The sequence below is a fragment of the Caballeronia sp. dw_19 genome (genome assembly GCF_018449515.1).
Lineage (GTDB): Bacteria > Pseudomonadota > Gammaproteobacteria > Burkholderiales > Burkholderiaceae > Caballeronia.
This window is the reverse complement of sequence record NZ_JAAVUQ010000017.1, coordinates 98,453-124,544: the sequence shown is the minus strand read 5'-3', so window position 1 is coordinate 124,544 and position 26,092 is coordinate 98,453. Positions and strand designations below refer to the sequence as shown.

At 59.6% G+C, this 26,092-nt stretch carries 25 protein-coding genes; 13 read left to right on the top strand and 12 right to left on the bottom strand.

The genetic code is table 11. The annotated features are described in order from the left end of the window. Nucleotides 1-356 precede the first annotated feature (356 nt). Together HB376_RS22445 and recG are read right to left on the bottom strand one after the other, a co-directional pair. Nucleotides 357-1,316, bottom strand: coding sequence for a hydrogen peroxide-inducible genes activator (locus HB376_RS22445; protein WP_213765867.1), 960 nt, complete (start codon nucleotides 1,314-1,316; stop codon nucleotides 357-359). Nucleotides 1,317-1,896: 580 nt separating this feature from the next. Continuing rightward, nucleotides 1,897-4,137: an ATP-dependent DNA helicase RecG gene (gene recG, locus HB376_RS22440; protein ID WP_213765866.1), complete on the bottom strand. Its 2,241-nt coding sequence runs from the start codon at nucleotides 4,135-4,137 to the stop codon at nucleotides 1,897-1,899. A gap of 370 nt (nucleotides 4,138-4,507) precedes the next feature. Between recG and queA the strand changes: the two genes are divergently transcribed. The 7 genes from queA to HB376_RS22405 all read left to right on the top strand — a co-directional run bounded on the left by queA (nucleotide 4,508) and on the right by HB376_RS22405 (nucleotide 11,405). Then, nucleotides 4,508-5,560 (top strand): tRNA preQ1(34) S-adenosylmethionine ribosyltransferase-isomerase QueA, encoded by a 1,053-nt coding sequence (queA, locus tag HB376_RS22435; RefSeq protein ID WP_213765865.1) that lies wholly within the window; start codon nucleotides 4,508-4,510, stop codon nucleotides 5,558-5,560. A 188-nt stretch (nucleotides 5,561-5,748) separates the two neighbouring features. Further along, on the top strand, nucleotides 5,749-6,936 hold the full coding sequence (gene tgt / locus HB376_RS22430) for a tRNA guanosine(34) transglycosylase Tgt (RefSeq protein WP_213765864.1): 1,188 nt from the start codon (nucleotides 5,749-5,751) through the stop codon (nucleotides 6,934-6,936). 227 nt (nucleotides 6,937-7,163) lie between these two features. Further along, complete coding sequence (gene yajC / locus HB376_RS22425; RefSeq protein ID WP_231937357.1) at nucleotides 7,164-7,430, top strand: preprotein translocase subunit YajC; 267 nt, start codon at nucleotides 7,164-7,166, stop codon at nucleotides 7,428-7,430. A 132-nt stretch (nucleotides 7,431-7,562) separates the two neighbouring features. Further along, nucleotides 7,563-9,632 carry a protein translocase subunit SecD gene (gene secD / locus HB376_RS22420; protein WP_213765862.1) on the top strand — a complete coding sequence of 690 codons (2,070 nt, stop codon included), beginning with the start codon at nucleotides 7,563-7,565 and terminating at the stop codon, nucleotides 9,630-9,632. Between the two features lie 17 nt (nucleotides 9,633-9,649). Beyond that, a complete protein-coding gene (gene secF, locus HB376_RS22415) occupies nucleotides 9,650-10,600 on the top strand; it encodes a protein translocase subunit SecF (protein WP_213765861.1) in 951 nt (316 codons plus the stop codon). 209 nt (nucleotides 10,601-10,809) lie between these two features. Continuing rightward, nucleotides 10,810-11,088 carry a BrnT family toxin gene (locus tag HB376_RS22410; RefSeq protein ID WP_213765860.1) on the top strand — a complete coding sequence of 93 codons (279 nt, stop codon included), beginning with the start codon at nucleotides 10,810-10,812 and terminating at the stop codon, nucleotides 11,086-11,088. A gap of 59 nt (nucleotides 11,089-11,147) precedes the next feature. Further along, entirely contained in the window at nucleotides 11,148-11,405 is a 258-nt protein-coding gene (locus HB376_RS22405; protein WP_213765859.1) for a BrnA antitoxin family protein, read from the top strand. 51 nt (nucleotides 11,406-11,456) lie between these two features. Here HB376_RS22405 and HB376_RS41160 read toward each other — a convergent pair whose 3' ends face one another. The 6 genes from HB376_RS41160 to HB376_RS22385 all read right to left on the bottom strand — a co-directional run bounded on the left by HB376_RS41160 (nucleotide 11,457) and on the right by HB376_RS22385 (nucleotide 14,992). Next, nucleotides 11,457-11,663, bottom strand: coding sequence for a hypothetical protein (locus HB376_RS41160; RefSeq protein WP_255631499.1), 207 nt, complete (start codon nucleotides 11,661-11,663; stop codon nucleotides 11,457-11,459). A 1-nt stretch (nucleotide 11,664) separates the two neighbouring features. After that, a complete protein-coding gene (locus tag HB376_RS41155) occupies nucleotides 11,665-12,366 on the bottom strand; it encodes an MFS transporter (protein ID WP_346730552.1) in 702 nt (233 codons plus the stop codon). Between the two features lie 5 nt (nucleotides 12,367-12,371). Further along, on the bottom strand, nucleotides 12,372-12,632 hold the full coding sequence (locus HB376_RS41150; protein ID WP_346730548.1) for an MFS transporter: 261 nt from the start codon (nucleotides 12,630-12,632) through the stop codon (nucleotides 12,372-12,374). A gap of 448 nt (nucleotides 12,633-13,080) precedes the next feature. Next, nucleotides 13,081-13,665, bottom strand: a complete 585-nt coding sequence (locus HB376_RS22395) for a YceI family protein (protein ID WP_213765858.1) — start codon at nucleotides 13,663-13,665, stop codon at nucleotides 13,081-13,083. A 48-nt stretch (nucleotides 13,666-13,713) separates the two neighbouring features. Then, nucleotides 13,714-14,286, bottom strand: a complete 573-nt coding sequence (locus HB376_RS22390; RefSeq protein ID WP_213765857.1) for a YceI family protein — start codon at nucleotides 14,284-14,286, stop codon at nucleotides 13,714-13,716. A gap of 145 nt (nucleotides 14,287-14,431) precedes the next feature. Then, nucleotides 14,432-14,992 carry a cytochrome b gene (locus tag HB376_RS22385; RefSeq protein ID WP_213765856.1) on the bottom strand — a complete coding sequence of 187 codons (561 nt, stop codon included), beginning with the start codon at nucleotides 14,990-14,992 and terminating at the stop codon, nucleotides 14,432-14,434. Nucleotides 14,993-15,460: 468 nt separating this feature from the next. On the opposite strand from HB376_RS22385, the gene HB376_RS22380 reads away from it, so the two are divergent. The 5 genes from HB376_RS22380 to HB376_RS22360 all read left to right on the top strand — a co-directional run bounded on the left by HB376_RS22380 (nucleotide 15,461) and on the right by HB376_RS22360 (nucleotide 20,187). After that, nucleotides 15,461-16,252 carry a paraquat-inducible protein A gene (locus HB376_RS22380; RefSeq protein ID WP_213765855.1) on the top strand — a complete coding sequence of 264 codons (792 nt, stop codon included), beginning with the start codon at nucleotides 15,461-15,463 and terminating at the stop codon, nucleotides 16,250-16,252. After that, a complete protein-coding gene (locus HB376_RS22375) occupies nucleotides 16,249-16,950 on the top strand; it encodes a paraquat-inducible protein A (RefSeq protein ID WP_213765854.1) in 702 nt (233 codons plus the stop codon). Before HB376_RS22380 ends, HB376_RS22375 begins: the two co-directional genes overlap by 4 nt. Continuing rightward, entirely contained in the window at nucleotides 16,943-18,616 is a 1,674-nt protein-coding gene (locus tag HB376_RS22370) for an MlaD family protein (RefSeq protein ID WP_213765853.1), read from the top strand. The genes HB376_RS22375 and HB376_RS22370 overlap by 8 nt, the downstream gene beginning before the upstream one ends. Next, a complete protein-coding gene (locus tag HB376_RS22365) occupies nucleotides 18,613-19,335 on the top strand; it encodes a PqiC family protein (protein ID WP_213765852.1) in 723 nt (240 codons plus the stop codon). Before HB376_RS22370 ends, HB376_RS22365 begins: the two co-directional genes overlap by 4 nt. A gap of 231 nt (nucleotides 19,336-19,566) precedes the next feature. Continuing rightward, nucleotides 19,567-20,187, top strand: a complete 621-nt coding sequence (locus HB376_RS22360) for a glutathione S-transferase C-terminal domain-containing protein (RefSeq protein WP_213765851.1) — start codon at nucleotides 19,567-19,569, stop codon at nucleotides 20,185-20,187. An 87-nt stretch (nucleotides 20,188-20,274) separates the two neighbouring features. Here HB376_RS22360 and HB376_RS22355 read toward each other — a convergent pair whose 3' ends face one another. The 4 genes from HB376_RS22355 to HB376_RS22340 all read right to left on the bottom strand — a co-directional run bounded on the left by HB376_RS22355 (nucleotide 20,275) and on the right by HB376_RS22340 (nucleotide 24,719). After that, a complete protein-coding gene (locus HB376_RS22355) occupies nucleotides 20,275-21,300 on the bottom strand; it encodes an alpha/beta hydrolase (protein WP_213765850.1) in 1,026 nt (341 codons plus the stop codon). 746 nt (nucleotides 21,301-22,046) lie between these two features. Continuing rightward, a complete protein-coding gene (locus HB376_RS22350) occupies nucleotides 22,047-22,622 on the bottom strand; it encodes a TetR/AcrR family transcriptional regulator (RefSeq protein WP_213765849.1) in 576 nt (191 codons plus the stop codon). 396 nt (nucleotides 22,623-23,018) lie between these two features. Beyond that, complete coding sequence (mnmA, locus tag HB376_RS22345) at nucleotides 23,019-24,200, bottom strand: tRNA 2-thiouridine(34) synthase MnmA (RefSeq protein WP_346730551.1); 1,182 nt, start codon at nucleotides 24,198-24,200, stop codon at nucleotides 23,019-23,021. A gap of 12 nt (nucleotides 24,201-24,212) precedes the next feature. Next, nucleotides 24,213-24,719, bottom strand: a complete 507-nt coding sequence (locus HB376_RS22340) for an NUDIX hydrolase (protein ID WP_213765847.1) — start codon at nucleotides 24,717-24,719, stop codon at nucleotides 24,213-24,215. A gap of 220 nt (nucleotides 24,720-24,939) precedes the next feature. Here HB376_RS22340 and HB376_RS22335 point away from each other — a divergent pair, with 220 nt between their 5' ends. Further along, nucleotides 24,940-26,091 (top strand): Re/Si-specific NAD(P)(+) transhydrogenase subunit alpha, encoded by a 1,152-nt coding sequence (locus HB376_RS22335; RefSeq protein ID WP_213765846.1) that lies wholly within the window; start codon nucleotides 24,940-24,942, stop codon nucleotides 26,089-26,091. Nucleotide 26,092: the final 1 nt, after the last annotated feature.

Here is a 26,092-nt window from a genome sequence, read left to right as displayed (position 1 = left end):
CGATTGCTCCGTGAAATTTGTCTGGGACGAAACGTTATGTCGGGGAGTTCAGCAAGTGCGAGCGAAACTGGCTAGCACGTCCACCAGAACGCCTTTGGCTTCGCGAAAAGTCGCAGTGAATTGCGTGGCCTGGCGGGCAATCAGCGTCATGGCTTCCTCCGGTTTGTTTTGGTGAATCGGGGTCGATCCATGAAGCTAAGAATAGCAAAGACTATTCGAATATCGAATTCAATTAATTTTATCTATGCGATAGGCCGAGCAAATTTCAACGATGCCGGGCTTCGAAGAACGGGGAATGGGGCTGGAATCCGCGCCCCGAGAGGCACGGTTGGACCTAAAAAGCGGCGATGAGGCCGTTAATTGACGGCGGCGGGCAACTCTAGCCGCGTAACGCCCGGAATATTGCAGGCAGCGATTGCATCGCAAATAGCTTCGATAGCCGGCATCCGCGTGAAGCTCTTGCGCCACGCCAGCACGACGCGCCGGTCCGGAACTGGGTCATTGAAAGGGACGTAGCTCAGCAAACCGGCATCCACGCCGCCCGCATGCGGTTTCACTTCCATCACCGACATCCGCGGCAGCACGGTAATGCCAACGCCGCTGGCGACCATGTGCCGGATGGTTTCCAGCGATGAACCCTCGAACGTCTTCTGGATTCCGTCCGCGTTCTGCGAAAAACGCATCAATTCGGGACACACGCCGAGCACGTGATCGCGGAAACAATGGCCGCTGCCCAGCAGCAGCATGGTCTCCAGCTTCAGGTCGTCGGCATTGATCTTGGGCCGGTTTTCCCACGGATGGCCGGCGGGCATCGCGACGACGAAGGGTTCATCGAATAACGCGCGCACCATCAGGCCGGTTTCGGGAAACGGCAGCGCCATGATGGCGACGTCGATTTCGCCCTGCTTCAGCAGTTCGATCAGCTTGAGCGTGTAGTTTTCCTGCAGCATCAGCGGCATCTGCGGGACGCGCTTGATCATCTGCTTGACGAGCGTGGGCAACAAATACGGGCCGATGGTGTAGATCACCCCCAGGCGCAGCGGCCCGACCAGCGGGTCCTTGCCCTGCTTCGCGATTTCCTTGATGGCGAGGGTTTGTTCGAGGACGCGCTGCGCTTGCGTAACGATCTGTTCGCCAATTGGGGTGACGCTGACTTCGCTGGTTCCGCGCTCGAAAATCTGCACGTTCAGTTCATCTTCCAGCTTTTTGATTGCTACCGACAAGGTCGGCTGACTCACGAAACACGCCTCGGCCGCACGGCCAAAATGCCGCTCGCGCGCCACCGCAACGATGTACTTCAATTCGGTTAAGGTCATTAGGGGCCAATCAGAGTCATTGAATCGATAGGATTTGACTTATACACCCGTCGGGGGGATTCGCCAACCCGCGGTGGGGTTTGGAGTTCTTCAAAGGGTTTTCGTTCGCACCGGTGGACGGGATGTTTTGGTGGGGTTCGGGTGGGGTGGAATGGGTGCCGGTTTGCTAGGGTCCGGGGTTAGCGGTCGGGGTCAATGCCGGGTTGGTGCTTTCAGCCTTGGTGGTCTGCCTGAGTCGGATTTTCTCTTTATCACTATTAGCCACTGTGCGTGGCGGCACGTCATTTCTTTGTCCAAAGCGACAAAGAAACGAAGCAAAGAAAGCGCTTTCAACCACGCTACCCTAAGTGTCCACAGCGTGCAGTTTTCATTCATAGGTGCCCCAAAAGCACGGTGCTCGCCAGAGCGAAGGACGTGTGAACCCCTCCTTCTCCGAACACCGATACCCACACGCTTCGCCACCAGTGATTGAACCTGCCCAAGGGACACCCCGCGCTATCCGCGGACAACCTTCCGCCAAATGTGTACGCACCTCGAACCACGTCGCCGAATCCCGACCGGTGCGAACCCCAAACCCTCTTCACGCTTTTAGATATTGCTCACGCGCACCAAGCCACCGCGCGAGATGGTCCGTCACCGCCTCCGGGAACTGGGACAGCATCTGGTCCGCCGCCGCCCGCGCCGGTTCAATCAGCCAGCCATCATTTTCCAGACTCGCAAAACGTAGCATCGCCGCTCCCGACTGACGCGCACCAAGAAACTCGCCAGGACCACGAATCTCCAGGTCGCGACGCGCAATTTCAAAACCATCGGTGGTTTCGCGCATCGTCTGCAAACGAGCACGCGCCGTCTGCGATAACGGCCCCGCATACATCAACACACACACCGAAGCTGCGCTGCCCCGCCCCACCCGGCCGCGCAACTGGTGCAGTTGCGCCAGACCAAAGCGCTCCGCATGCTCAATCACCATCAGCGACGCATTCGGTACGTCCACCCCCACTTCAATCACCGTCGTCGCGACCAGCAACTGGACCTCGGCACGCGTGAACGCATCCATGACGGCAGCCTTTTCCGCCGGCGGTAAACGCCCATGCACCAGCCCAATGCGCAGTTCCGGCAACGCGGCTACAAGGGTCTCGTACGTCTCCACCGCCGTCTGCAATTGCAACGTCTCACTTTCCTCAATCAGCGGACACACCCAATACACTTGCCGCCCCGTCAGCGCCGCCTCGCGCACACGGGCAATCACCTCCTCCCGACGGTTATCGGCGACAAGTTTGGTCAGGATCGGCGTGCGCCCCGGCGGCAATTCATCAATCGTCGATACATCCAGATCCGCGTAATACGTCATCGCAAGCGTCCGAGGAATCGGCGTGGCCGACATCATCAGCTGATGCGGCTGGAAGTTGTGCACGCCATCCGCAGCGTTGTGCGCCTTGGCCCGCAACGCAAGCCGCTGGGCCACACCAAACCGATGCTGTTCATCGACAATCACAAACCCAAGGCGCGCAAACTCCACCGCATCCTGAATGATCGCGTGCGTACCGATCACAAGCTGCGCCGCCCCCGATGCCGCCGCTTCCAGCGCCGCACGTTTTTCCTTCGCCTTCAAACTGCCGGCAAGCCATGCCACCGTCACGCCCAACGGCTCAAGCCACGCACGCAGCTTGCGCGCATGCTGTTCGGCAAGAATTTCTGTCGGCGCCATCAACGCCGCCTGATAACCGGCATCAATAGCCTGCGCGGCCGCGAGCGCGGCCACGATGGTCTTGCCGCTGCCTACATCGCCCTGCAAGAGGCGCTGCATCGGGTGCGGCAACATAAGTTCGCCGGATATCTCGGCGCACACGCGTTCCTGCGCGCCAGTCAGCTTGAACGGCAACGTACCGATGAACCGTGCAACCAGCGATTCGGGCACATCCTGTAACCGTGGCATCACCGGCGCGGCGCGCGTGCGGCGCTCCTCGTGCGCACGTTTGAGCGACAACTGCTGCGCGAGCAATTCCTCGAACTTGATACGCGTCCACGCCGGATGCGTGCCGTCGATCAACGCGTTTTCATCGGAATCGGCGTGCGGGTGATGCAAGGTTTTCACGGCATCGAGCAACGCGGGAACGTTCAGCGGCTTCAGATGCGCACTGGCGATTTTTTCGGGCAGCAACTCCGGCAGATGAACCCGCGACAACGCGCTGTCGATAGCCTTGCGCAAATACGCCTGCGATACCCCCGCCGTGCTCGGATACACCGGCGTCAACGCTTGCGGCAGCGGCGTGTCTTCATCCACCGGACGTACCACCGGATGCACCATCTCCATGCCGAAAAAGCCGCCGCGCACATCGCCGCGAACCCGCAGGCGCACGCCGATCCCCATCTGCTTGACCTGCGAACCGTAGAAATTGAGAAACCGCAGCGTGAGTTCGTCGCCGGCGTCATCGTGAATCTTGACCAGCAACTGCCGACGCGGCCGGTACGCAATCTCGTTGTCGAACACCACGCCTTCAGTCTGCGTGTTGTCACCGGGAATCAGATGGCCGATCGGCGTGATGCTGGTTTCGTCCTCGTAACGCATCGGCAGATGCAGCACGAGATCAATATCGGATTTCAGGCCGAGCTTGGCGAGTTTATCGACGGGCTTGGGCGGCGCGGCAGCAGGTTTTAGCGGCTGGACCTTGTCAGCGGCGATCTCCAGATCCGCGAGTTTTTTCGCGCCCGCCGCGCGCCCGCGCTTGCGCTTTTGAACAGGCGCGTCGGGTTCACCGGCTGCATCGGGAGCGTCTTCAGCGTCGGGAGCAACGAGCAAACGGCGGTCGGACAAGGGCATCTAATCTCTTCAAAGTACAATATCGGCTTCGTTCGGCACGGCGATGCAGTCATCATCCGCTCGCCGCGCGGCATGTGCGGGTTCGTTAAAGCGCCTGAACATGCGGTCGGCGACAGGTTTCTGCTCATCGACCGTATGGGACGCAACCGCGAAACCAACGGCTTCCCGGCGCGCTCCGAGGCGTGATCTGCAAGCAGCCCGGCGGATTTTCGCAAGGCCGCGACGCTATTTGAAGCCGTCGTAACGGTCGATCAGACCGCCGTCCCGCGAAACCTGCACTAACGCACTGAACCCGCGCCTACCCGCGCCGCCTTGCCAAGCGCCTGGCCAAAATAACGCGCGTTTCATCGCGCATCGACCTGCTTTCCCCATGTTCACGCTTTCCGACTTCGATTTTAATCTGCCGCCCGAGCTGATCGCGCAAACGGCGCTCGCCGAGCGCAGCGCGAGCCGTTTGCTCGACGTGGATAACCGCACACAGACGGCCGCTTTTACCGATCGCCATTTCACCGAACTGCCCAACCTGCTCGAACCCGGCGACCTGCTCGTGTTCAACGATACCAAAGTTCTGAAGGCGCGATTCCTCGGCCAGAAGGCCAGCGGTGGCCGTATCGAGGTGCTGGTCGAGCGGCTGACCGGCGCGACGACCGCGCTCGCGCAGATCCGGGCGAGCAAAAGTCCGTTGCCGGGCACGAAACTGATTCTCGCCGATGCATTCGAGGTCACGGTCGGTGAACGCGTGGAACCGTTCTACACGCTGCATTTCCCCGCCGATTGCCTGACGCTGATCGAGCAACATGGCCGCCTGCCGCTGCCGCCGTACATAGAACACGATCCCGATTCCTTCGATGAAACCCGCTACCAGACGGTCTATGCGGCGAACCCCGGCGCGGTTGCGGCACCCACTGCCGGCCTGCACTTCGACCCGGCGCTCTTTGCCGCGCTCGACGCACGCGGCGTGGAGCGCGCAACGCTGACGCTGCACGTGGGCGCGGGCACGTTCCAGCCGGTGCGCGTGGAGAATCTCGCGGACCACAAGATGCATAGCGAATGGTATCGGCTGCCGCAGGAACTGGCGGACAAGATCACGGCGACGAAAGCGCGGGGAAATCGCGTAATTGCGGTCGGCACGACTTCGCTGCGAGCGCTCGAAGCCGCCGCCCGCGACGCCGCCGAAGCTGGCCGGCCGCTCGCGGAAACCAGCGCCGAGACGGACATTTTTATTACGCCGGGATACCAGTTTCGCGTAGTCGACCGGCTCGTGACGAACTTCCATTTGCCGAAATCCACGCTGATGATGCTGGTCTCAGCATTCGCGGGAATGGACGCGATCCGCGAGGCATATGCGCATGCGATTGAGGAGCGGTATCGATTCTTTAGTTACGGCGACGCCATGCTGCTCACGCGGCAGGCGGCGGCTTAAAGAACACAGCCTGCAACGCAAGCGGGCTTAACGCAAGAATGATTGAACGGGCCACGTATGATCGTGGCCGCGACAAAACCCACGGACGCCTCACCCAATTGCGCCGGACTTGCCGGCCCGGAGTTGGCACTTCAGTGCCTTACTCCGGCCCCATGCAAAGCTGCTTCCGGTGGCACAGGAGCTTTTGAATGACCGAAGCAAGCAATACCGCCGATACGATCGAAACACCGGTCCGCCCCGAGAACGGCCTCAAGTTCGAACTGATCACCACCGACGGCCAGGCGCGACGCGGCCGCGTCACGTTGAACCACGGCGTTGTCGAAACGCCGATCTTCATGCCCGTCGGCACGTACGGAACGGTCAAGGCCGTCGCACCGCGCGAGCTCGAGGAAATGAACGCCCAGATCATCCTCGGCAATACGTTCCACCTCTGGCTGCGCCCGGGACTGGAAACGATAGCGGCGCACGGCGGGCTGCATCGGTTCATGAACTGGCATCGCCCGATCCTCACCGACTCCGGCGGTTTTCAAGTCTTTTCACTCGGCGATCTACGCAAGATAACCGAAGATGGCGTCACGTTCGCGTCGCCCATCAACGGCGACAAGCTGTTTTTATCGCCGGAAATCTCGATGCAGATCCAGAAGGTGCTGAACTCGGACATCGTGATGCAGTTCGACGAATGCACGCCGTATGCAACCAACGACGTGCCCACGCCGCACCAGGACGCAGCCGATTCCATGCGCATGTCAATGCGCTGGGCCAAGCGTTCCGTCGATGAATTCGCCAAAGGTGAAAATCCGAACGCGCTGTTCGGCATCGTGCAAGGCGGCATGTTCGAAGATTTGCGGGACGAATCGCTGGCCGGACTCGCCGACATCGGTTTCCACGGCTTCGCGATCGGCGGGTTGTCCGTCGGCGAACCGAAGGAAGACATGATGCGCGTGCTGGAACACATCGGCCCGAAGCTTCCCGCCGACAAACCGCATTACCTGATGGGCGTCGGCACGCCGGAAGACCTGGTGGCGGGCGTGGCGTCGGGCGTCGACATGTTCGACTGCGTGATGCCGACCCGCAATGCACGCAACGGCTGGCTGTTCACCCGTTTCGGCGACGTCAAGATCCGCAACGCTGCCCACAAGAACTCGCTCAAGCCACTCGATGAAACCTGCGGTTGCTACACCTGCCGCAACTTCACGCGCGGTTATCTGCACCATTTGCATCGCGTGGGCGAAATTCTCGGCTCGCAACTCAACACGATTCACAACCTGCACTACTACTTGCAGCTCATGCAGGAAATCCGCGATTCGATCGAAAATCACGCGTTTGACGCATTCGTGAAGCAGTTTAAAGAGGATCGCGCACGCGGAATTGACTGACCGGATGGCTAACGTGCGGTCATGAATCTGCAATCGGCCCAAGAAACATTACAATTGCGTTACGCAACGCTTTAACAGCTTGATCACAAAGCGCATTCCGCGCTTGGCTTGCGTAGCCCGGTGATAGAATAGCGGGCTAATTTTCTGATCGTTATAACGGAGAGACCGACGTGGATTTTATTTCAAGAGCCTTCGGCGGCGGCGCAGAAGGCGCCCAGTCGAGCATCATGAGTTTTTTGCCGCTCATTTTGATGTTTGCAGTGCTGTATTTCATCATGATTCGTCCGCAAATGAAGCGCCAGAAGGAACATCGCAATATGCTGTCCGCCATGGCGAAGGGCGATGAAGTGGTCACGAACGGCGGTATTGTCGGCAAGGTCACGAAGGTGACGGACGCGTACGTTGGCGTCGAAATTTCGGAAGGTACGGAAATTACCATCCAGAAGGCTGCTGTCACGACTATCCTCCCGAAAGGCACGATCAAGTCGCTCTAAGGCCAACTTTCTCGCGTCCGGCGCGGCCAGCGTGGCCCGGCCCAATGGTGTGGCCCCCGTGGCCAATAGCCGCGCTCATCGCCGGATGCATCGCTTACCCTTCCTCGCCAACTCTCCTGTTCGGCCATCCCCATGAATCGCTACCCACTTTGGAAATATGCCGTGATGCTGGTGGCGCTAGTCATCGGCCTCGTCTATACACTGCCCAATTTTTTCGGCGAAGCGCCGGCGGTGCAGGTATCGAGCGGCAAGGCAACGGTCAAGCTGGATTCAACTACGCTTGCCAACATCGAAACCGCGCTGGCCGCCGACAAGGTGACGCCGGATGAAGTGACGTTCGACAATTCGTCGCTGAACGACAACATTCGCGTGCGCCTGAAAGACACCGACACGCAGCTGCGCGTGAAGGATCTGTTGCAGAAAACGCTCAACAGCGACCCGACCGATCCGCAATATATCGTCGCGCTGAATCTGCAGGCAGCTTCTCCGCGTTGGCTCTCCGCATTGCACGCGCTGCCCATGTACCTCGGCCTCGACTTGCGCGGCGGCGTTCACTTCCTGCTGCAAGTGGACATGGCGGGTGCGCTGAACAAGAAGCTGGACTCGAACGCCGCGGACGCACGCGCGCTGTTACGCGATAGAAACATCCGCGATGGCGGTGTGAATCGCGTGAATCAGTCAGTCGTGGTCAACTTTGCCGACCAGGCAGCAGCCGATGCCGCGCGCACCACGCTGTCGAATGGCCTGAGCGAATTGCAATGGGCGACGCGTCAAGGCGGCGATGGTTATCAAGTCGTCGGTACGTTCACGCCGGCGGCGCAAAAGCTGGCGGAAGACAGCGCGCTCAAGCAGAACATCGTCACGCTGCATAACCGCGTGAACGAACTCGGCGTGTCGGAACCCGTGATCCAGCAGCAAGGCTCCGACCGTATCGTGGTCGAATTGCCGGGCGTGCAGGACACGGCGAAGGCGAAGGACATCATTGGCCGCACGGCAACGCTGGAAGCGCGGCTCGCCGACCCGACCAATACCCATCCCGGTCCGAACGATCCGGTTCCCCCCGGCGACGAACTTTTCACGCAGGGCAATACCGGCCCGACGCTCGTGAGAAAGCAGGTGATTTTCACGGGTGACCGGATCATCGACGCATCGTCAGGCTTCGACGAACATCAGCGTCCGTCGGTGAACATTCGCCTGGACGCCGCCGGCGGCCGCGCGGTGAGCAGCGTGTCGCGCGACAACATCGGCAAGCCGATGGCCATGATCCTGTTCGAAAAAGGCAAGGGCGAAATACTGACGGTCGCGACCATCCAGTCCGAACTCGGCGACCGCTTCCAGATCACCGGCCAGCCTTCGCCGCAAGCAGCCGCCGACCTGGCCCTGTTGCTGCGCGCAGGTTCGCTCGCGGCGCCCATGGACATCATCGAAGAACGCACGATCGGCCCGAGCCTTGGCGCCGACAACATTCGCAAGGGCTTCGATTCCGTGCAGTACGGTTTCGCCGCGATCGCCGTCTTCATGATCGCGTACTACATGCTGTTCGGCCTGATCTCCATGTTGTCGCTGTCAGTGAACCTGTTGTTGCTGATCGCCGTCCTGTCGATGCTGCAGGCCACGCTGACGCTGCCGGGTATAGCAGCTATTGCACTGGCGCTCGGTATGGCCATCGACGCCAACGTGCTGATCAACGAACGGATCCGCGAGGAACTGCGTAACGGCGCGCCGCCGCAGCTCGCTATCCAGAACGGCTTTACGCACGCATGGGCCACGATTCTCGACTCGAACGTGACCACGCTTATCGCCGGTATGGCACTGCTGGCGTTCGGCTCCGGTCCGGTGCGCGGCTTCGCGGTCGTGCACTGTATCGGCATCCTGACGTCAATGTTCTCCGCGGTGTTCTTCTCGCGCGGCCTCGTGAACCTCTGGTACGGCGGCAAGAAGAAGTTGCAGTCGCTCGCAATCGGTCAGGTCTGGCGTCCCGCCGGCGCCGACACGGCTGCGGCCACCGCTGCTTACCTGGCAAACGAGCGTGGCGACGACTCCGCCGTCGATCAGGTCGTCCTGCCCGCTACACGCGCCAAAGCACCGGTTTCAGCCCGTTCGCAAAAGCAGGCCGCGCCTGCGGTCCGAACCGGCAAGCCGGTCGCGCGCCGTCGTTCGGGTCCTGGTATTGAACCGAAAAAACCCGGCTCGTCCAACTGAGTCCCGGAGAATAAATCATGGAATTCTTTCGTATTCGCCGCGACTTACCGCTGATGCAGCGCGCGTTGATCTTCAACGCGATCTCGCTCATCACATTCCTCGCGGCTGTGTTTTTCCTCGTGCATCGTGGGCTGCATCTGTCGGTGGAGTTCACCGGCGGGACCGTGGTGGAAGTGCAATATCCGCAAGCGGTGCCCCTTGAACCGGTACGCGGCACGTTGGGCGCGCTCGGTTATCCCGATGCGCAGGTGCAGAACTTCGGCACGTCACGTGACGTACTGATTCGCCTGCCGTTGAAGCAGGGTTTGACGTCGGCGCAACAGAGCGATCAGGTGATGGCCGCGCTGAAGAATCAGGATGCGCAGGTGCAGTTGCAGCGCGTGGAATTCGTCGGTCCGCAGGTTGGCAAGGAGTTGGTGACTAACGGGCTGCTTGCGCTGGCGTGCGTGGTGATCGGCATCGTGATCTACCTGTCGTTCCGCTTCGAGTGGAAATACGCGGTGGCCGGCGTGATCGCCAACTTGCACGACGTGGTGATCATTCTTGGCTTCTTCGCGTTCTTCCAATGGGAGTTTTCGCTCTCCGTACTGGCTGCCATTCTCGCGGTGCTCGGGTATTCGGTGAACGAGTCGGTGGTTATCTTCGACCGGATTCGTGAAACCTTCCGCAAGCAACGCAAGATGACGGTGATCGAGGTGATCAACCACGCCATCACCAGCACGATGTCGCGAACCATCATCACCCACGGCTGTACGGAAATGATGGTGCTGTCCATGTTCCTGTTCGGCGGGGCAACGCTGCATTACTTCGCACTGGCGCTGACGGTTGGCATTTTGTTCGGTATCTATTCGTCGGTGTTCGTCGCGGCCGCGCTCGCTATGTGGCTGGGCGTGAAGCGCGAAGACCTGATCAAGGACAAGAAACCGAAATACGACCCCACCGATCCGAATGCTGGCGCAGAGGTTTGATAGCCTGCTTCAAGATGTGAGGTTCGAACGCTGAAATTCAGGGTTCGACAGTATGAAAGGCCGATTCTCGCGAATCGGCCTTTTTTTGCTTTTGAGCCGGCAATTGCAACATTTCGTGGATGGTGTCGTTGCTCTCCCACAGCATGCACGCCGCAAATTAATGCCTAACTCCGTACATTGTATGTACAATCGTAAATACAGGTGATCGCATGCAATTCGAATGGGACGAAGCGAAGAATCGAAGCAACATCCGCAAGCACGGCATCGACTTCACTGACGCAGTCGAAATTTTCAAGCATACGGTGCTGACCGCGGCGGACGGCAGGGAAGACTTTGGAGAGGATCGCTGGATTGCACTCGGGTGGATGCAGTTGATCGTAGCTGTGGTCGTCTATGTCGAGCGTAGCGGTGACACCATTCGGATCATCTCGGCGCGCAAAGCAACCCGGCCTGAAATAAAGCGCTACGGACACGCGCTTGTACAGTGAACCGCTTTATTGAACCGCCCTACTGCCACGTCGCGGCAACAAGGGCAGGAGCACACATCATGAGCAAAGCCACGAAGACGGATTGGAAACGCCTGGAAACCATGCCGGATTCCAGTATCGACACCAGCGAGATGCCCGAACTAGGCGACGACTTCTTCCAGCGCGCCGAACTCCACACGCCGCCCAAGCAAGCGGTGACCATGCGTCTGGACGCTGACGTCCTGGCCTGGTTCAAGGAACAAGGCCAGGGGTATCAAACGCGGATCAACAAACTTCTGCGTGCCTACATGCTGGCGCAGCAGAAGCAGCACTCGTAGGACTGCGGCCATCGGCAACAGCGCTAGGCGTGCAAACCCACGCCTAGCGCTTCATTTGAACCCGAGCCGCTTGCGCGCCGCCATCAACGCGATCAGGCTCACCACTGCGGCAAAGATCAAATAAAAGCTGGGCGCGGCCTTCGATCCCGTCGATGCAATCAGCCACGTGATGATGAACGGCCCGAATCCACCGAACACCGTCACCGCGATGTTATAAGCCAGCGACATTCCGGTCGTGCGCGTGGCAACCGGAAACATCTCAGATAACAACCCTGGCAACGCCGCGAAATACCCGGTCATCAACACGCCGAGCACCGCTTGAACGACCAGCAGCGTGCCGAAGGTCGGATGCCCGACGAGCCACGTGAATAGCGGATAGATCAACACGAAGCAACAGCACCGCCGAAATCAGCATGATGCGCGTGCGGCCGTGGGTATCGGAGAAATGACCTACAAATTGTGAGAGCACCATCTGGATTGCGCCCGTGGGCAGGATGGCCGCGAAAGCCACCGATGGCGCGAGTCCCAACTGCCGGATCGCATAGGTCGGCATGAAGAGCACGAGGTACGTCGCCACCGTGCCCAGCACCACCGTTCCGATGGCGATCAGCAAGCGTTCCTTGTTCAACGCGAAGGTGTCGCGCAAAGGGGTTGTCGTGGGAGCGGAGGCGAGGAATTCTGGCGTTTCGTCGAGGCGCGTGCGGATGTAGTACGCCACCGGCCCGATCAGCAAGCCGAAGATGAACGGCACACGCCAGCCCCATGAACTCATCTGTTCCGGCGACAGGTTGCCGGTCAGCACCACGCCAAATATCGCCGCCAGGAGTGTGGTCAAGCCTTGGCTTGCGACCTGCCAGCTCGCGAAGAAACCGCGCCGGCCGGGAACGTGCTCGGCAAGAAACGCAGTCGCGCTGCCAAACTCGCCGCCGGCCGAGAAGCCCTGGATCAGGCGCGCGAGCACCAGGATCAACGGCGCGGCAACGCCGATGGACGAGTACGTGGGCAGTACGGCATGATGAATGTGCCCATCATCATCAACAGGATGGACAGCGTGAGCGCGGCCTTGCGCCCTGCCCTGTCGGCATACGCGCCAAGCACGATGGCGCCGAGCGGCCGCATGAAAAACGATACGCCGAACGTACCGAGTGTCAGCAGGATGGACACCGAGTCGTTGCCCGACGGGAAAAACAACTTCGAGATAACGACTGCGAAGAACCCGTAGACCACGAGGTCGAACTATTCGAGCGCGTTGCCTATGGACGCGGCCACCACCGCGCGCCACGCGGCTGGGCGGCTGATCGGTACTGCTGCGGGCGTACTGCTCATGCATTTCTCCAATTCGTGTGTCGACCAGAGTTGGCGCTTCAGCGCTTACTCTGGTCCCATGCAACTTGTTGCGGTCGACCAGAGTTGGCGCTTCAGCGCTTACTCTGGTCCCATGCAACTTGTTGCGGTCGACCAGAGTTGGCGCTTCAGCGCTTACTCTGGTCCCATGAAAGATGATCCTGTTCTTGTCGGTACGACTAGCTGTCGGCCAAAGCGAAAACGCGGCCGACTGTGCCACACCGGAATCCGGATCGAAATGCTCGCAATGCCGGGGGCGAAAAAAAACCGCTTCGGTCGGAAGCGGTTTTCTTATCTCGCAGGAAAGAACCAGCGGGAAAGAACGTCCGGCTTATTGCCGAATGCCTTCGGCTTGAATATGCAGCGTGGTCTTCATCTTGAAGCCATACGCCTTACCGTAGTCCACGCCGAAGTCGCCGCGATCAAACGTTGCCGTCGATTCCGTGCCGCACACTTCCTTCTTCATCATCGGGTTCGTGAAGCACTTGAACGATTCGATCTTCAGGTTCAACGGCTTCGTCACGCCATGCAGCGTCAGCTCACCGATCACTTCAACCGGTACATCGCCCTTGAACTTCATCGACGTACCCTTGTAGGTCGCTGTCGGGAACTTGTCGGCGTCGAAAAATTGCGCGCTCTTCAGTTCGCCATTCAGCTTGTCATTACCGATATCGATCGATGTCATGTCGATGGTCGCGTCCAGCGTGCCCTTCTTGGCCGCGCGATCGAGCGTCACCGTGCCGCTGCTCTTGTCGAACTTGCCGCGCCAGATCGAGATGCCGCCGAAGTGGTCTGTTTCGAAGCTCGGATACGTGTGGCTCGGGTCGAGTTGGTACGTGACTTCTTCAGCCATCGCGTTAAAGGAAACGGCCGCGAAAAGCGCGCCAGCGGCTGCAATCAGAAGGTTCTTTTTCATGAGTTTTCCAGGATGAATGTGATGATCGATGAACGCTTATTTCTTGGTTTATTTCTTCGTCGCGACGAGGTGGAACTTGATGACGACCTCGTCAGCCACAACCGAGGTGTCTTTCCATTCACCCGAGCCGACATCGAACTGCGTGCGTTTGATGGGCAATGAGCCATCGAAGGTTTGCGTCGCGCCCTGGCTCGTGACGGTGACCGGCACGGTGACGTTCTGCGACTTGCCCTTGATGGTCAACTTGCCACTGACGTTGAACTTGGTTCCACCGGCCGGCGCAATCGCTGTCGACGCAAACGTAGCGGTCGGGAAATGGGCGGTATCGAACCAGTCCTTGTTCGCAGCCTGCTTGTTGTAGCTGTCATCGCCGAGATCGTAGCTGCTCGTATCGATGCTGATATTCGCGCTGCCCGCAGCCGGCTTGGCCGGATCGAAGTCGAGTTGCGCGGTGAACTTATTGAACTTGCCTTCAACCGGCACGTTCATTTGCTTCGATGTCGCCGTCACCGTGCTTTTGGTCGTATCGACCTGGGTTTGACCAAAAGCGGAAACCGCCGCAACCAGCGATGCGGAGCAAACGCCTGCAAGCAACCAACGGGAAAATTTCGCGTGTTTCATGTTTGTCCTAAGGCCACCGGGAAACCCGGTTGAGCCGCTATTGAAAAGTCAAACGCAATCCAGCGCAACCTGTGCGGAGGAAACTGGCTATCAACAACAAGGAATCAATTACGCTTCGTTTCCGTTGAATGCGAACGGACAGTGTTTATCGGAGGAACGGAATCATGCGTGCGAGCAAACCGTCACGATCGACGAATTGATGCTTCAACGCCGCCAGGACATGCATGATCACCAGCACGAGCAGCGTGTAGTTCAGGTAAATATGGACCAGCCTCAGCGTGACTTTCAGCGCGGTGTCCGGTCCGATGATCGTCGGCAGCGGCACCAGTCCGAGATACACGACCTGAATGCCGGCCGCCGAGCTATAGAGATATCCGGAGGCAGGAATCACGAGCATCAGCGCATAAAGGAGAAAGTGCGTGAGGTGAGCGACACCTTTTTGCCATGCGGGAATGCGCCGCGGCATGGACGGCGCCTTATGCGTGGCGCGCCAGAGCACGCGCACGACGGCGAGCACGAACACCGTCACGCCGATCCATTTGTGCCAGGAGAAATATTTGAGCTTGGTTGGCGTGAAACCGGGAATATCGGTCATGATCCAGCCAAGATAGAAGCCGCATACAATCAGCAATGCGATCAGCCAGTGAAGGCCGATCGCGGTCCGGCTGTAGCGCTCGGAGCTGGCGAAATTCGGGCTGCGTTCCATACGTGATCCACCAGAAAGAGTGCGGAATTGATGACTTGACCCCAAGCGGTTTCTCGCGTGGCAACCGCAACAACCCGACGACAAGGTCTCAAGGCCGCCATCCTACCCGAACAAGTAAAACCCGGCTTTTCGATAAAGAAATAGTTGCCGACTCGCCCGCGCCCGCGTGTCAAATCTGGTATCAGTGGCTTGTTGTCGAGCTTGTTGTCCGGAATAACGGGCCACGCGCGCCGACAATTCCATTTGGGCGATGAGCCAACCAGGGTCCGCTCATCAGCATGGGCACGCGCCAGAGCGCCGCCTTGCCCGTGACGGGATGAGTGAAGTCTCCGCGGCTCTTCCGCGTGGCAGCTCGCCGTTTGTTACCATGCCCGCTGGCCCGGCCCTTGCTCTTGTATGCAGCCGCTTCCAAACCATGACGTTCAAGACACTAAAACAACACGCCAGCACGAGCCCAGTATTCCGCCTATGGAAGAAGACGATCTGATCGCATGCCACGAATGCGACACGCTGTTTCATAAACGCGCCCTGCCTTCCCGCAGTTCCGCGAAATGCACGCGCTGCGGCGCCACGCTTTACCAGAGCGTGGCGTCGAATCTGGACAAGCTTTGTTCCATCACGCTTGCCGCGCTGATTACGTTTTTGATCGCGCAGGCTTTTCCTATTGTGGAACTGGAAACGAACGGCATCACGTCCCAAACGACCCTGATTGGTGCAATCGTCGCGTTGTGGGGTGAGAACATGGAAGTGATCGCCACCATGGTTTTTTGCGCGACCATCCTCTTTCCGCTCACCGAACTGATTGCAATGCTGTATCTGCTCGTGCCGTTGCGCGCGGGTTTCATTCCAGCCGGCTTCAGCCAGGTGCTGCGAGCGATTCAGTTTGTGCGGCCGTGGGGAATGATCGAAGTGTTCATGCTCGGGATACTTGTAACGCTGGTGAAAATGGTGAGCATCGCCCGCGTGATTCCGGAAGCGGCGCTGTTCGCGTTCGGCGCGCTGACCTTGCTGTTCGCCGTCATCCTCACCTTCGATCCACGCGCGCTATGGGAAATCGCCGAGCGCGTCGGGGGTCACGGACCGTTGCGATACACGCCTTTTGGCGGCCTCCGGTCCGGCCCGGTATCGGCTCATTCAGCCGATCCACATTCCGGCTCCCCGTCCGGCTTGCTGCATCCTTTCGCGCCGACGCAAGGGACGACGCAAGGGACGGCGCAAGCGACCCCGCCCGACGCAGCCGCTCCACCGACGAAGCCATGACCGACAAGCCCGACACCCATACCGATGCCGCCGGCACGCCCGACGGGTCCGCATCTCCCGAACCGGCATTTACCACGGCCAAGGAGGCGGGGCTGATCGCCTGCCACGCGTGCAACCGCGTGCAAAAGCGCGTGTTCACGGTCGAGCGCCAGCTTTGCGTGCGCTGCGGCTCGCCGCTGCATCGACGAAATCCTGACTCGGTCGCGCGCACCTGGGCGTTGCTGTTGTCCGCGGCGATCCTGTACATTCCGGCGAATTTATATCCGGTGCTGCACACCTCATCGATCGTCGGTTCCGAAGACGACACAATCATGAGCGGTGTAGCGATGTTCTGGAACGATGGCGACTATCCCCTCTCCGCGATCATCTTTATCGCTAGTATTCTCGTGCCGATGCTCAAGCTCGGCACGCTGGCGTTTCTCACCTGGGCCACCCAATCGGGCTCCAAGTGGCGTCCTCGCCAACGCACGACGTTGTATCGAATCGTCGAAAAAATCGGCCGGTGGTCAATGCTCGATGTCTTTGTCGTGACACTTACCGTTGCGCTCGTGCGCTTCGGTTCACTCGCCGTCATCACGCCAGGGCCGGGCGCACTCGCGTTCGGCTGCGTGGTGGTGCTCACCATGCTGGCCTCCATGCAATTCGACCCGCGACTGATGTGGGATCACATCGAACCTTCAGGAAAGAAACATGACTAGCCCGCAAGGTCCTTCGAACAACACCATCAAAGGCCCGAACGAGCCGTCGCGAAATGCAGGCGGCGGCGGTGGCTTGCCGCCCAATCTTCCGGATCCGGTGATCGAACCGCGCAGCCGCTGGATACCGTCGCTCGTCTGGGTGATTCCGCTGATCGCCGCGCTGATCGGCATTGCGCTGGTAGTGAAATCGGTGTCGGGGCGCGGACCGACGATTACCATCAGTTTCGTCAGCGCCGAAGGCCTGGAGACGGGCAAAACCAAGGTGAAATACAAGGACGTCGATGTCGGCACGGTCAAGGAGATCACGCTGTCGAAAGACCACTCGCGCGTGCTCGTGGACGTCCAGTTGACCAAGGTCGCCGAGGACTTCGCGGTGAAAGACACGCGCTTCTGGGTCGTGCGCCCGCGCGTGGCGGCAAGCGGCGTAACCGGGCTCGGCACGTTGTTGTCCGGTGCGTATATTGGCGTGGATGCCGGGAAGTCCAAAGAGGACGAAACCCATTTTGTCGGGCTTGAAACCCCGCCCGCCGTGACCGGCGATCAAAAAGGGCGGCAATTCACCTTGCAGGGCGAATCGCTGGGTTCCATCGATATCGGCTCGCCTATCTATTACCGGCGCGTGCAGGTCGGACAAGTCGTCGGCTTTTCGCTCGACAAGGACGGCACGGGCGTCACCATGCAGGTGTTCGTGAACGCGCCGTACGATCAGTATGTCGGGACGAATTCGCGCTGGTGGCATGCAAGCGGCGTTGATCTGCGGCTGGATGCAAGCGGCTTCAAGCTGAACACGCAGTCGCTGGCGACTGTCGTGCTCGGGGGGATTGCCTTCCAGACGCCGCCGAATCAGGAGCCCGGACAGCAGGCGCCGGACAATATGACCTTCCGCCTCGGTTCGGACGAACAGGACGCCATGCGCGATCCGGACGGCCAGCCAATCCGCGTGGTCATGAATTTCAACCAGTCGCTGCGCGGCTTGTCGGTGGGCGCGCCAATCGATTTCCGCGGCATCCTGCTCGGCAGCGTGACGGGCATCGGGATCGAATACGATCCAAAGACGCGGACCTTCCAGATGCCGGTGACCATGAATATCTATCCGGATCGGCTGGGTAAGCGCTTCCGCGACTCGGTGCCGCGTCAGAACACCGTGGCCGGACAGGAACTGCTCCAGAAGCTGGTTTCAAACGGTTTGCGCGGACAGTTGCGTACCGGCAATCTGTTGACCGGGCAGCTTTATGTCGCGCTCGATGTATTCCCGAAAGCGGCCAAGGTCACGGTAGACGCCACAGCCGATCCGCTCGAGTTGCCGACCGTGCCCAATACGCTCGACGAACTGCAACTTCAGGTGGCGGACATCGCGAAGAAACTGGACAAGATTCCGTTCGACGATATCGGCAACAACCTGAACAGCGCGCTGAAGAACGCGAACGACCTCTTTAATCAGCTCGGCACGCAGGTTGTGCCCGAAGCGCGCGACACGCTCACCGCCGCGCGGAAAACGTTCGGCGAGGCGCAAAGCACGCTGCAACAGGACTCGCCGCTGCAGTCGGATGTTCACCAGGCGCTGCAGGAACTCACGCGGACACTGCAATCGCTCAATGCGCTCGCCGATTATCTGGAACGTCATCCGGAATCGCTCGTGCGTGGAAAACCAGGAGATAAGCCATGAGCTTGGCCAGAGTATTGAGGGCCGTCGGCGGAATGTCGGCAATAGGCTTGGTCGCCGCGCTCGCCGCGTGCAGCAGTTCGCCGGCCAGCCGTTTCTATACGCTCGGCGGCAGCGACGCCGCGACGAGAACGGCCGCACCCGCTTCGTTCTATCTGGAAGTGTCGCCGGTGGACATGCCGCCGCAAGTCGCGAAAAACCAGATGGTCGTACAGGACGGCTCGGCGCAAGTCCGGGTGCTCGAGGACGAACGCTGGGCGTCCCTTCCCGCCGATGAAGTCCGGCGCGCGTTGTCGGCGGACTTGTCGCAACGGCTGGGTGCCATCGACGTCTACGGCACGCCGCATCCCGAGGGCGTGCCGGTGTATCGCGTGAAGGTGAATGTTCAGCGCTTCGAGTCGTCGCCGGGCCGGCGCGCGTTGATCGACGCCGTCTGGAGCGTGCGCGGCGTGAACAACCAGGCTGTCCTCACGTGCCGGACGCAGGCGGAACAAACGGTCGATGCCGGATATGACGCGCTGGTGGCGGGGCATCGGCGTGCTGTCGATCAACTCGCCAGCGAGATTTCCGCCGGGATTCGGACGGTGAGTTCGGTGCCTGTGCCCGTGTCGTCTTCCGCTTCCGCTTCGGTTGGCAAGGCCGGAAAAGTGGCGGCTCGCGCGCCGGCGGTGCTTCCCTGTCCTGCCGCCGCCATGTCCGCAAACGCGGCGTCTGCCCAGTGAGCATGGCTGACACGGTTGCGCGCTACGTCGCTGAAAGACGCGGCGCATAAGCCGAAACGCCTGTCACGGGCACGACTTCGTGCCGCCAGACCGCAACCCGGTTGCACCTAAAGGTGCACCGGGTTTTTTGTCGCCCGACCACAACGCCGCCATCTTGAATTTACAGTCGGCGCGCGTCCGGGCGGTTAAGATCCATCTCCGTGACTACTCTTTGCAGAAACGACAACACAGATGATGAAACTGATCGGTTCGCTCAACAGCCCGTATGTCCGAAAGACGCGGATTGTGATGGCAGAAAAGAAAATCGACTGCGAACTGGTGCTCGAAAACGTCTGGGCATCCGATTCGAAAATCCATAGTTTCAATCCGCTCGGCAAAGTGCCGTGCCTGATCCTGGACGATGGCGAAGCCGTTTTCGATTCGCGCGTGATCTGCGAATACGTCGATACGCTGACCCCGGTCGGCAAACTGCTGCCGCAGGAACGCCGCGAGCGCACGGAAGTGCGATGCTGGGAAGCGCTCGCCGACGGCATGCTCGACGCCGCCGTTCTGATTCGCCTGGAAACCACCCAGCGCGAGGAAGGGCAGCGCAACGAAGCGTGGGTGGCGCGCCAGCAGCGCAAGATTGACGACGGCCTGAAGGCCATGTCGAAAGGGCTTGCCGCGAAGAACTGGTGCTCGGCGAATCACTTCACCCTCGCCGATATCGCTTGCGGTTGCGCGCTCGGTTATCTCGATTTCCGGATGCCCGACGTGAACTGGCGCGAGGAGTATCCCAATCTGGACAAGCACGTTCAGCGTTTATCACAGCGCCAGTCTTTCATCGATACATTGCCGACTGACGGTAGTTGAGACTGCGTTCGCCGCGGGTGAGAATGAGTTGAAAAGCCCCACGCGTGGGGCTTTTGCATGTCAGTGATTCCCAACGGGCGTACCCGCTTATTTCGCCAGCGCCTTCTTCAGCACGGTATTCGCCTGATCGATCGCAGCGCGCGTGGCCGGGGTATTGGCCAGTGCGTTCAACATCACGAAGTCGTGGATCGCGCCGGCGTAGCGCACCGCCGTCACTCGGACGCCAGCTTGTGACAGCTTGCGGGCATACGCTTCGCCTTCGTCGCGCAGCACGTCGTTTTCGTCGGTAATGACGAGCGCGGGCGGCAAGCCCTTCAACTGATCAAGCGATGCGCGCAGCGGCGACGCCGTGATTTTTTCCCGATCGGCGGCGTTCGGCGCGTACGCGTCCCAGAACCATTTCATCGCGTTCTTGGTGAGCCACGGACCATCGGCGAATTCGTTGTACGAGCCGTCGTCGAAATTCGCATCGGTGACCGGGTAGAACAGCACTTGGTAACGCAACGCCGGGCCGCCCTGCTCCTTCGCCATCAACGTGACCGCCGCCGCCATATTGCCGCCGACACTGTCGCCCGCCACGGCCATACGCGTCGCATCGACGTTGAACTGCTTCGCGTGCTCAGCCACGTAGCGCGTGGCGGCGTAGGCTTCTTCCGTCGGCACCGGGAATTTCGTCTCCGGCGAGCGATCGTAATCCACGAAGATCACCGCAGCCTGTGCACCGTTCGCGATCTCACGGATCAGGCGGTCGTGCGTATTCTTGTCGCCCAGCACCCAACCGCCACCATGGAAATACATGATCACGGGCAGCACGCCCTTGGCGTGGGCAGGACGTACGATGCGGATCGCGATCTTCCCCGTCGGGCCTGCATCGATCACGCGGTCCTCGATTTGCGCGGCTTCCTTCGATACCGGCTGCGACTGCGCGCCAGCGAGGACGTTGCGGGCATCGGCGGGAGACAGCGTGTAGATCGGCGGACCTTTTTGAGCCGTGAGCGCGTCGATAAACTGCTGCGTCGCGGGTTCGAGCACTGGAGCGGCTTGCGCCGCGGCGCTTGCGCCAAGCATTGCAGCAACAGCGGAGGCGATGGCGAGGGACTTGAGCTTGTACATGGTTCACTCCTGTTAGTGAAGGGACGGCGGGTTAGGGGTTAGGGCCCGGTGCGAAAACCGGGTTGCTGCGGTTGGGTAAGACGGGTGATGCCTGATTGCCTACGACTTGCGACGTGAAACGGCTGAAACACGGAATGCTAAAAACGAAGCGCTGAAAACGAAGGAAGAAAAATTCATAATTTTATCTACTCATAGATAGATAACTGATCAACTTAAAACTCGATACCTCGGTAACTCGGTAACTCGATAACTCAGCAAACCTAGCTAACCTTCTTGTTAGCTACCGCGCTAACTGCGACAAAGACAACAAAATTGACGCGAACCGCCGCGTGCTGCCACCCGACAAACGCTCAACTAATTAACTGCGCCGGTCCAACGTCGATGAAACTCGGCCTGCGTGGCTAAAAATCAAAATCGCCGATACCGATTCACCATTTACGGGCGAAGCCAGAACTCGCCGGCCTATCTTCGTCGACGCCTTTTTGACGACGGTAAAAATAACTTCAAAATGAGTTGTCAACGAATAAAATCGGCAATCAAAATCTACCTACCTGAAGATAGACAACTGGATAAATGCGGATTTTGGTACACGCTTAATCATTCTTAACAATTATCATCAACGATGACGGCGAGATCAGGAAAAACATTCTTTTCCACACTTTGCACTTGCAATCCGCCCCGCTTATTCCGCAGCTCGTCGCACGGCACTCAATTCATTCGCAAGGCGTTTCCATCCACATCGTGAGTTAACGTTTCACAGTTTGGGTGACTTCATCCAAACGCACCTTGGTGTGAAACAGACGGCAGGCCAGCAAACTTCCCTGATATGCCGCGAACAACGCACGTGCCGTCGCGTCAGGCTTTCCGTTCATCCTCAGGGTTTCTTGCTTCTCGCCTTCGGCCAGCACCTTTGCTAACCAGGCTTCGTTAGCCTTGAAGAAAGCCTGAACCGAATGGCGGACAGCTTCGGGAAGCGATTCAATATCGGCGGCAAGCATTCCGCAAAGACAAACCTGATCGCCCTCGCCCACGATTTTGCCGAACAGCTTTACATAGCGGTCGAGCTTCTTCTCGGCGGAGGCGGAGCTATCGATGGCGTAAATAGACGACATCACGTCCGCGCTGTACGTATTCACCGCTTCGAGCACCAGATCTTCCTTCGACGGGAAGTAGTAGTGAATGCTCGAAGTCTTCACTCCGACCAGTGCCGACAAATCCCGATAACTGAAACCGTTGTAGCCGCGGGTCATCAGCAAAACCTGGGCATGATCGAGCAATTGCTCGCGCACAGTATTTTTGTCGGGGGTTTTCTCGGTATTCATTTCGGTTTGGGCTCGTTACTCGTTACTTCCACAGGGTTGTTGCGCTCGTGCTGTCTCGTTGTGCAGAGTTACGGTCCAATCAACTCGTTCCATCTCACAGTGCAAATCTCCGCTACGCCGCCATCTTGTCTTGCTAAGTCGGGTCATCGCGGCATCCATGACGACAATTTATCTACTAGAAGATAGATAGTCAAGATCTTTGAATAATTTTTTCAGAAGTTTTTCACCACGCAGCTCCAATTTTTTCCGTCTGGACTGCTCAGAGCGTGCCCAAACCTCACCGGGTATGTACCGATTTTTTGTGAATTACTGATTTGACCGTGTTTTCTGGCGAACTCCGCGCAACAAAAAGCGGGCCGCAGCCCGCTTCCACCAGCGTGATGGTTGAAGACAACCCTACCTTGTTGCCGTGAGCAAGGCGGCTCCTGCGTCGCGGCGCACAGGCTGGGCAGTCGCGGCCGATTCAATGATCCCGCCACCCAGGCACACATCGCCCTGATAGAGCACGGCCGATTGTCCTGGCGTGACGGCCCATTGGGCGTCGTCGAAACGAAGTTCGAAGCGACCATCCGCCGATCCCGGCGCTCCCATCACACACGCCGCATCCGATTGCCGATACCGCGTCTTGGCCGCGCAAACGGTGCCTTCGACCGGCGCGGCGCCCGCGACCCAACTGGTATTGCCGGCCACGAGCGAATGCGACAGCAGCCACGGATGGTCATGCCCTTGCACCACGTACAGCGTGTTCGACGCCATGTCCTTCCCCGCGACAAACCACGGGTCGCCGCTACCGTCCTTGCTACCGCCGAGCCCGATGCCTTTACGCTGACCGAAGGTATAGAACGCCAGCCCGACATGCTCGCCGATGACTTTGCCATCGGGCGTTTTCATTGGACCGGGTTGCGTCGGCAGATAACGGTTCAGGAACTCGCGAAACGGCCGTTCACCGATAAAACAAATGCCGGTGGAATCCTTCTTCGCCGCATTCGGCAAGCCGATCTGCGCCGCAATTTCACGCACCTTCGTCTTGGGCATCTCGCCGAGAGGAAACAACGTCTTCGACAACTGCGCCTGATTCAACCGGTGAAGGAAGTACGACTGATCCTTGGTCGAATCGGTGGCCTTCAGCAGTTCGAACAGCCCGTCGCGTTCCCGCACGCGGGCGTAGTGCCCCGTCGCGATGGTTTCGCCGCCAAGCGACATCGCGTGGTCGAGAAAGGCCTTGAACTTGATCTCGGCGTTGCACAACACGTCTGGATTCGGCGTGCGGCCGGCTGAATATTCGCGCAGGAACTCGGCGAACACGCGGTCTTTGTATTCGGCCGCGAAGTTGACCGCTTCCACGTCGATGCCGATCAGGTCCGCCACCGACACCACGTCGATCCAGTCCTGCCGCGTCGAGCAGTATTCGCTGTCGTCGTCATCTTCCCAGTTCTTCATGAACAGGCCGATCACGTCGTAGCCCTGCTCCTTGAGCAGCCATGCGGTGACCGACGAATCCACGCCGCCCGACATGCCCACCACGACTTTCTGTTTTCCGGCCTTGCTCATTTTGCTCTCTACGTTACTTGCCCGAATTACTTGCCTGAATTACGCATCTGAAGCTGAATTCAGGCCCTGAACCTGCACCGGCGCAACCGAATGCGTATGAATGAAGTCGAGCGGCACGCGGCGCCCGGCGAGGTAATGATCGAGACATTCCAGCACGGCCGGCGACCTGTGCCGGTCAGCGCATGCGCGCAATTCGTCGGCGGTAAGCCACATGGCCCGCACGATGCCCGCGTCCAGTGCCCTACCCGGTACCTCGCCCGACGTCGTGCCGCAGAACGTAAACCGCAAATACGTGACCGACCGTCCCGGCCGCTCGAAGTGCGTGAGATACGTGCCGACAAGTGCCTGCGGTTCGAAACGGTGCGCGGTTTCCTCGAGCGTCTCGCGCATCACGGCGTCAACAAGTGTTTCTCCCGCTTCCAGATGCCCGGCCGGCTGATTGATCTTGAGCCCGTCCGACGTGTGCTCCTCGATCACGAGAAAGCGCCCGTCCCGCTCCACAATTGCCGCGACCGTCACGCGCGGTGTCCATCGTTCTGGTTTCATAGGACGCTATTTTACCGTTTTGCGGGTTTTTACGCCGCCGGAAGGGATCGTGCGCGTTGTTGTCCGATGGCGTCATTTTTCGCGAATGTTTCGGTTACAGTGACGATCAGTCGCAAATAACAGCTTAAACACCCGCTTAATCACGTGCAGGATGGTTGCTGCAAACACGCGAGCGACTGCGCACGGCCAAATCAAAAACTAGAACGTGAGGAGGATGAAGATGCATATCGGAGTACCTGCCGAAACGCGGGCGAACGAGGCGCGCGTCGCCGCCACGCCGGAGACGGTCAAGAAGCTCGTGTCGCAAGGTCACCGGGTTACGGTGCAGCGCGGCGCGGGTGTGCCAGCGAGTTATATCGACGACGCCTTCGCCGCTGCCGGCGCCGAGCTGGTCGATGCCAATACCGCGTTTGCCGCTGACCTCGTCCTCAAGGTTCATTCGCCCAATGAAGCCGAATTGCTGCTGCTGAAGTCCGGCGCGGTGATTGCGGGCATGCTCGATCCGTTCAACGCCGAGAACAATGCGCGTCTGGCCGCTTCCGGCATTACCGCGTTCGCATTGGAAGCTGCGCCACGTACCACGCGTGCACAGAGCCTGGACGTGTTGTCGTCGCAGGCGAATATCGCCGGGTACAAGGCCGTGCTGGTCGCGAGCAATATCTATCAGCGCTTCATGCCCATGCTCATGACCGCCGCCGGCACCGTTAAAGCGGCGCGCGTGCTCGTGCTCGGCGCGGGCGTGGCGGGCTTGCAGGCTATCGCCACGGCCAAGCGGCTCGGCGCGGTGATCGAAGCCTCCGATGTGCGTCCAGCCGTGAAGGAGCAGATCGAATCGCTGGGCGCGAAGTTCCTCGAAGTCCCCTACGAAACCGATGAAGAACGCGAAGCCGCGGTCGGCGTCGGTGGTTACGCCCGTCCCATGCCGCCAAGTTGGCTCGCGCGGCAATCGGTGCTGGTGGCCGAACGTGCAAAACAAGCCGATATCGTCATCGCGACCGCGTTGATTCCCGGCCGACCTGCGCCGACGTTGATCGCGGCGGAAACCGTCCAGGCGATGAAACCGGGTTCGGTCATCGTCGATCTGGCGGCGGGACGCGGCGCCGAATACGAAGGCCGACGCGGCGGCAATTGTCCGCTTACCGAAGTCGATCAGGTCGTGACGAAACATGGTGTGCATCTGGTCGGCTACACCAATCTCGCCTCCATGGTCGCCGCCGATGCCTCCGCCCTCTACGCCCGCAACCTGCTTGATTTCATCAAGTTGATCGTGACGAAGGAAGGGACGCTGAACATCGATATGGCCGACGATATTGTCGCCGCGACGCTCCTGTGCCGCGACGGCCAGGTCACGCGCGGGATCAAAGGAGACTGAC

Bases quoted from the DNA above. Each gene is read 5' to 3' on its own strand.
- HB376_RS22445 (WP_213765867.1), bottom strand. From the start codon at position 1,316: ATGACCTTAACCGAATTGAAGTACATCGTTGCGGTGGCGCGCGAGCGG.
- recG (WP_213765866.1), bottom strand. From the start codon at position 4,137: ATGCCCTTGTCCGACCGCCGTTTGCTCGTTGCTCCCGACGCTGAAGAC.
- queA (WP_213765865.1), top strand. From the start codon at position 4,508: ATGTTCACGCTTTCCGACTTCGATTTTAATCTGCCGCCCGAGCTGATC.
- tgt (WP_213765864.1), top strand. From the start codon at position 5,749: ATGACCGAAGCAAGCAATACCGCCGATACGATCGAAACACCGGTCCGC.
- yajC (WP_231937357.1), top strand. From the start codon at position 7,164: ATGAGTTTTTTGCCGCTCATTTTGATGTTTGCAGTGCTGTATTTCATC.
- secD (WP_213765862.1), top strand. From the start codon at position 7,563: ATGAATCGCTACCCACTTTGGAAATATGCCGTGATGCTGGTGGCGCTA.
- secF (WP_213765861.1), top strand. From the start codon at position 9,650: ATGGAATTCTTTCGTATTCGCCGCGACTTACCGCTGATGCAGCGCGCG.
- HB376_RS22410 (WP_213765860.1), top strand. From the start codon at position 10,810: ATGCAATTCGAATGGGACGAAGCGAAGAATCGAAGCAACATCCGCAAG.
- HB376_RS22405 (WP_213765859.1), top strand. From the start codon at position 11,148: ATGAGCAAAGCCACGAAGACGGATTGGAAACGCCTGGAAACCATGCCG.
- HB376_RS41160 (WP_255631499.1), bottom strand. From the start codon at position 11,663: ATGTTTCCGGTTGCCACGCGCACGACCGGAATGTCGCTGGCTTATAAC.
- HB376_RS22395 (WP_213765858.1), bottom strand. From the start codon at position 13,665: ATGAAAAAGAACCTTCTGATTGCAGCCGCTGGCGCGCTTTTCGCGGCC.
- HB376_RS22390 (WP_213765857.1), bottom strand. From the start codon at position 14,286: ATGAAACACGCGAAATTTTCCCGTTGGTTGCTTGCAGGCGTTTGCTCC.
- HB376_RS22385 (WP_213765856.1), bottom strand. From the start codon at position 14,992: ATGGAACGCAGCCCGAATTTCGCCAGCTCCGAGCGCTACAGCCGGACC.
- HB376_RS22380 (WP_213765855.1), top strand. From the start codon at position 15,461: ATGGAAGAAGACGATCTGATCGCATGCCACGAATGCGACACGCTGTTT.
- HB376_RS22375 (WP_213765854.1), top strand. From the start codon at position 16,249: ATGACCGACAAGCCCGACACCCATACCGATGCCGCCGGCACGCCCGAC.
- HB376_RS22370 (WP_213765853.1), top strand. From the start codon at position 16,943: ATGACTAGCCCGCAAGGTCCTTCGAACAACACCATCAAAGGCCCGAAC.
- HB376_RS22365 (WP_213765852.1), top strand. From the start codon at position 18,613: ATGAGCTTGGCCAGAGTATTGAGGGCCGTCGGCGGAATGTCGGCAATA.
- HB376_RS22360 (WP_213765851.1), top strand. From the start codon at position 19,567: ATGATGAAACTGATCGGTTCGCTCAACAGCCCGTATGTCCGAAAGACG.
- HB376_RS22355 (WP_213765850.1), bottom strand. From the start codon at position 21,300: ATGTACAAGCTCAAGTCCCTCGCCATCGCCTCCGCTGTTGCTGCAATG.
- HB376_RS22350 (WP_213765849.1), bottom strand. From the start codon at position 22,622: ATGAATACCGAGAAAACCCCCGACAAAAATACTGTGCGCGAGCAATTG.
- HB376_RS22340 (WP_213765847.1), bottom strand. From the start codon at position 24,719: ATGAAACCAGAACGATGGACACCGCGCGTGACGGTCGCGGCAATTGTG.
- HB376_RS22335 (WP_213765846.1), top strand. From the start codon at position 24,940: ATGCATATCGGAGTACCTGCCGAAACGCGGGCGAACGAGGCGCGCGTC.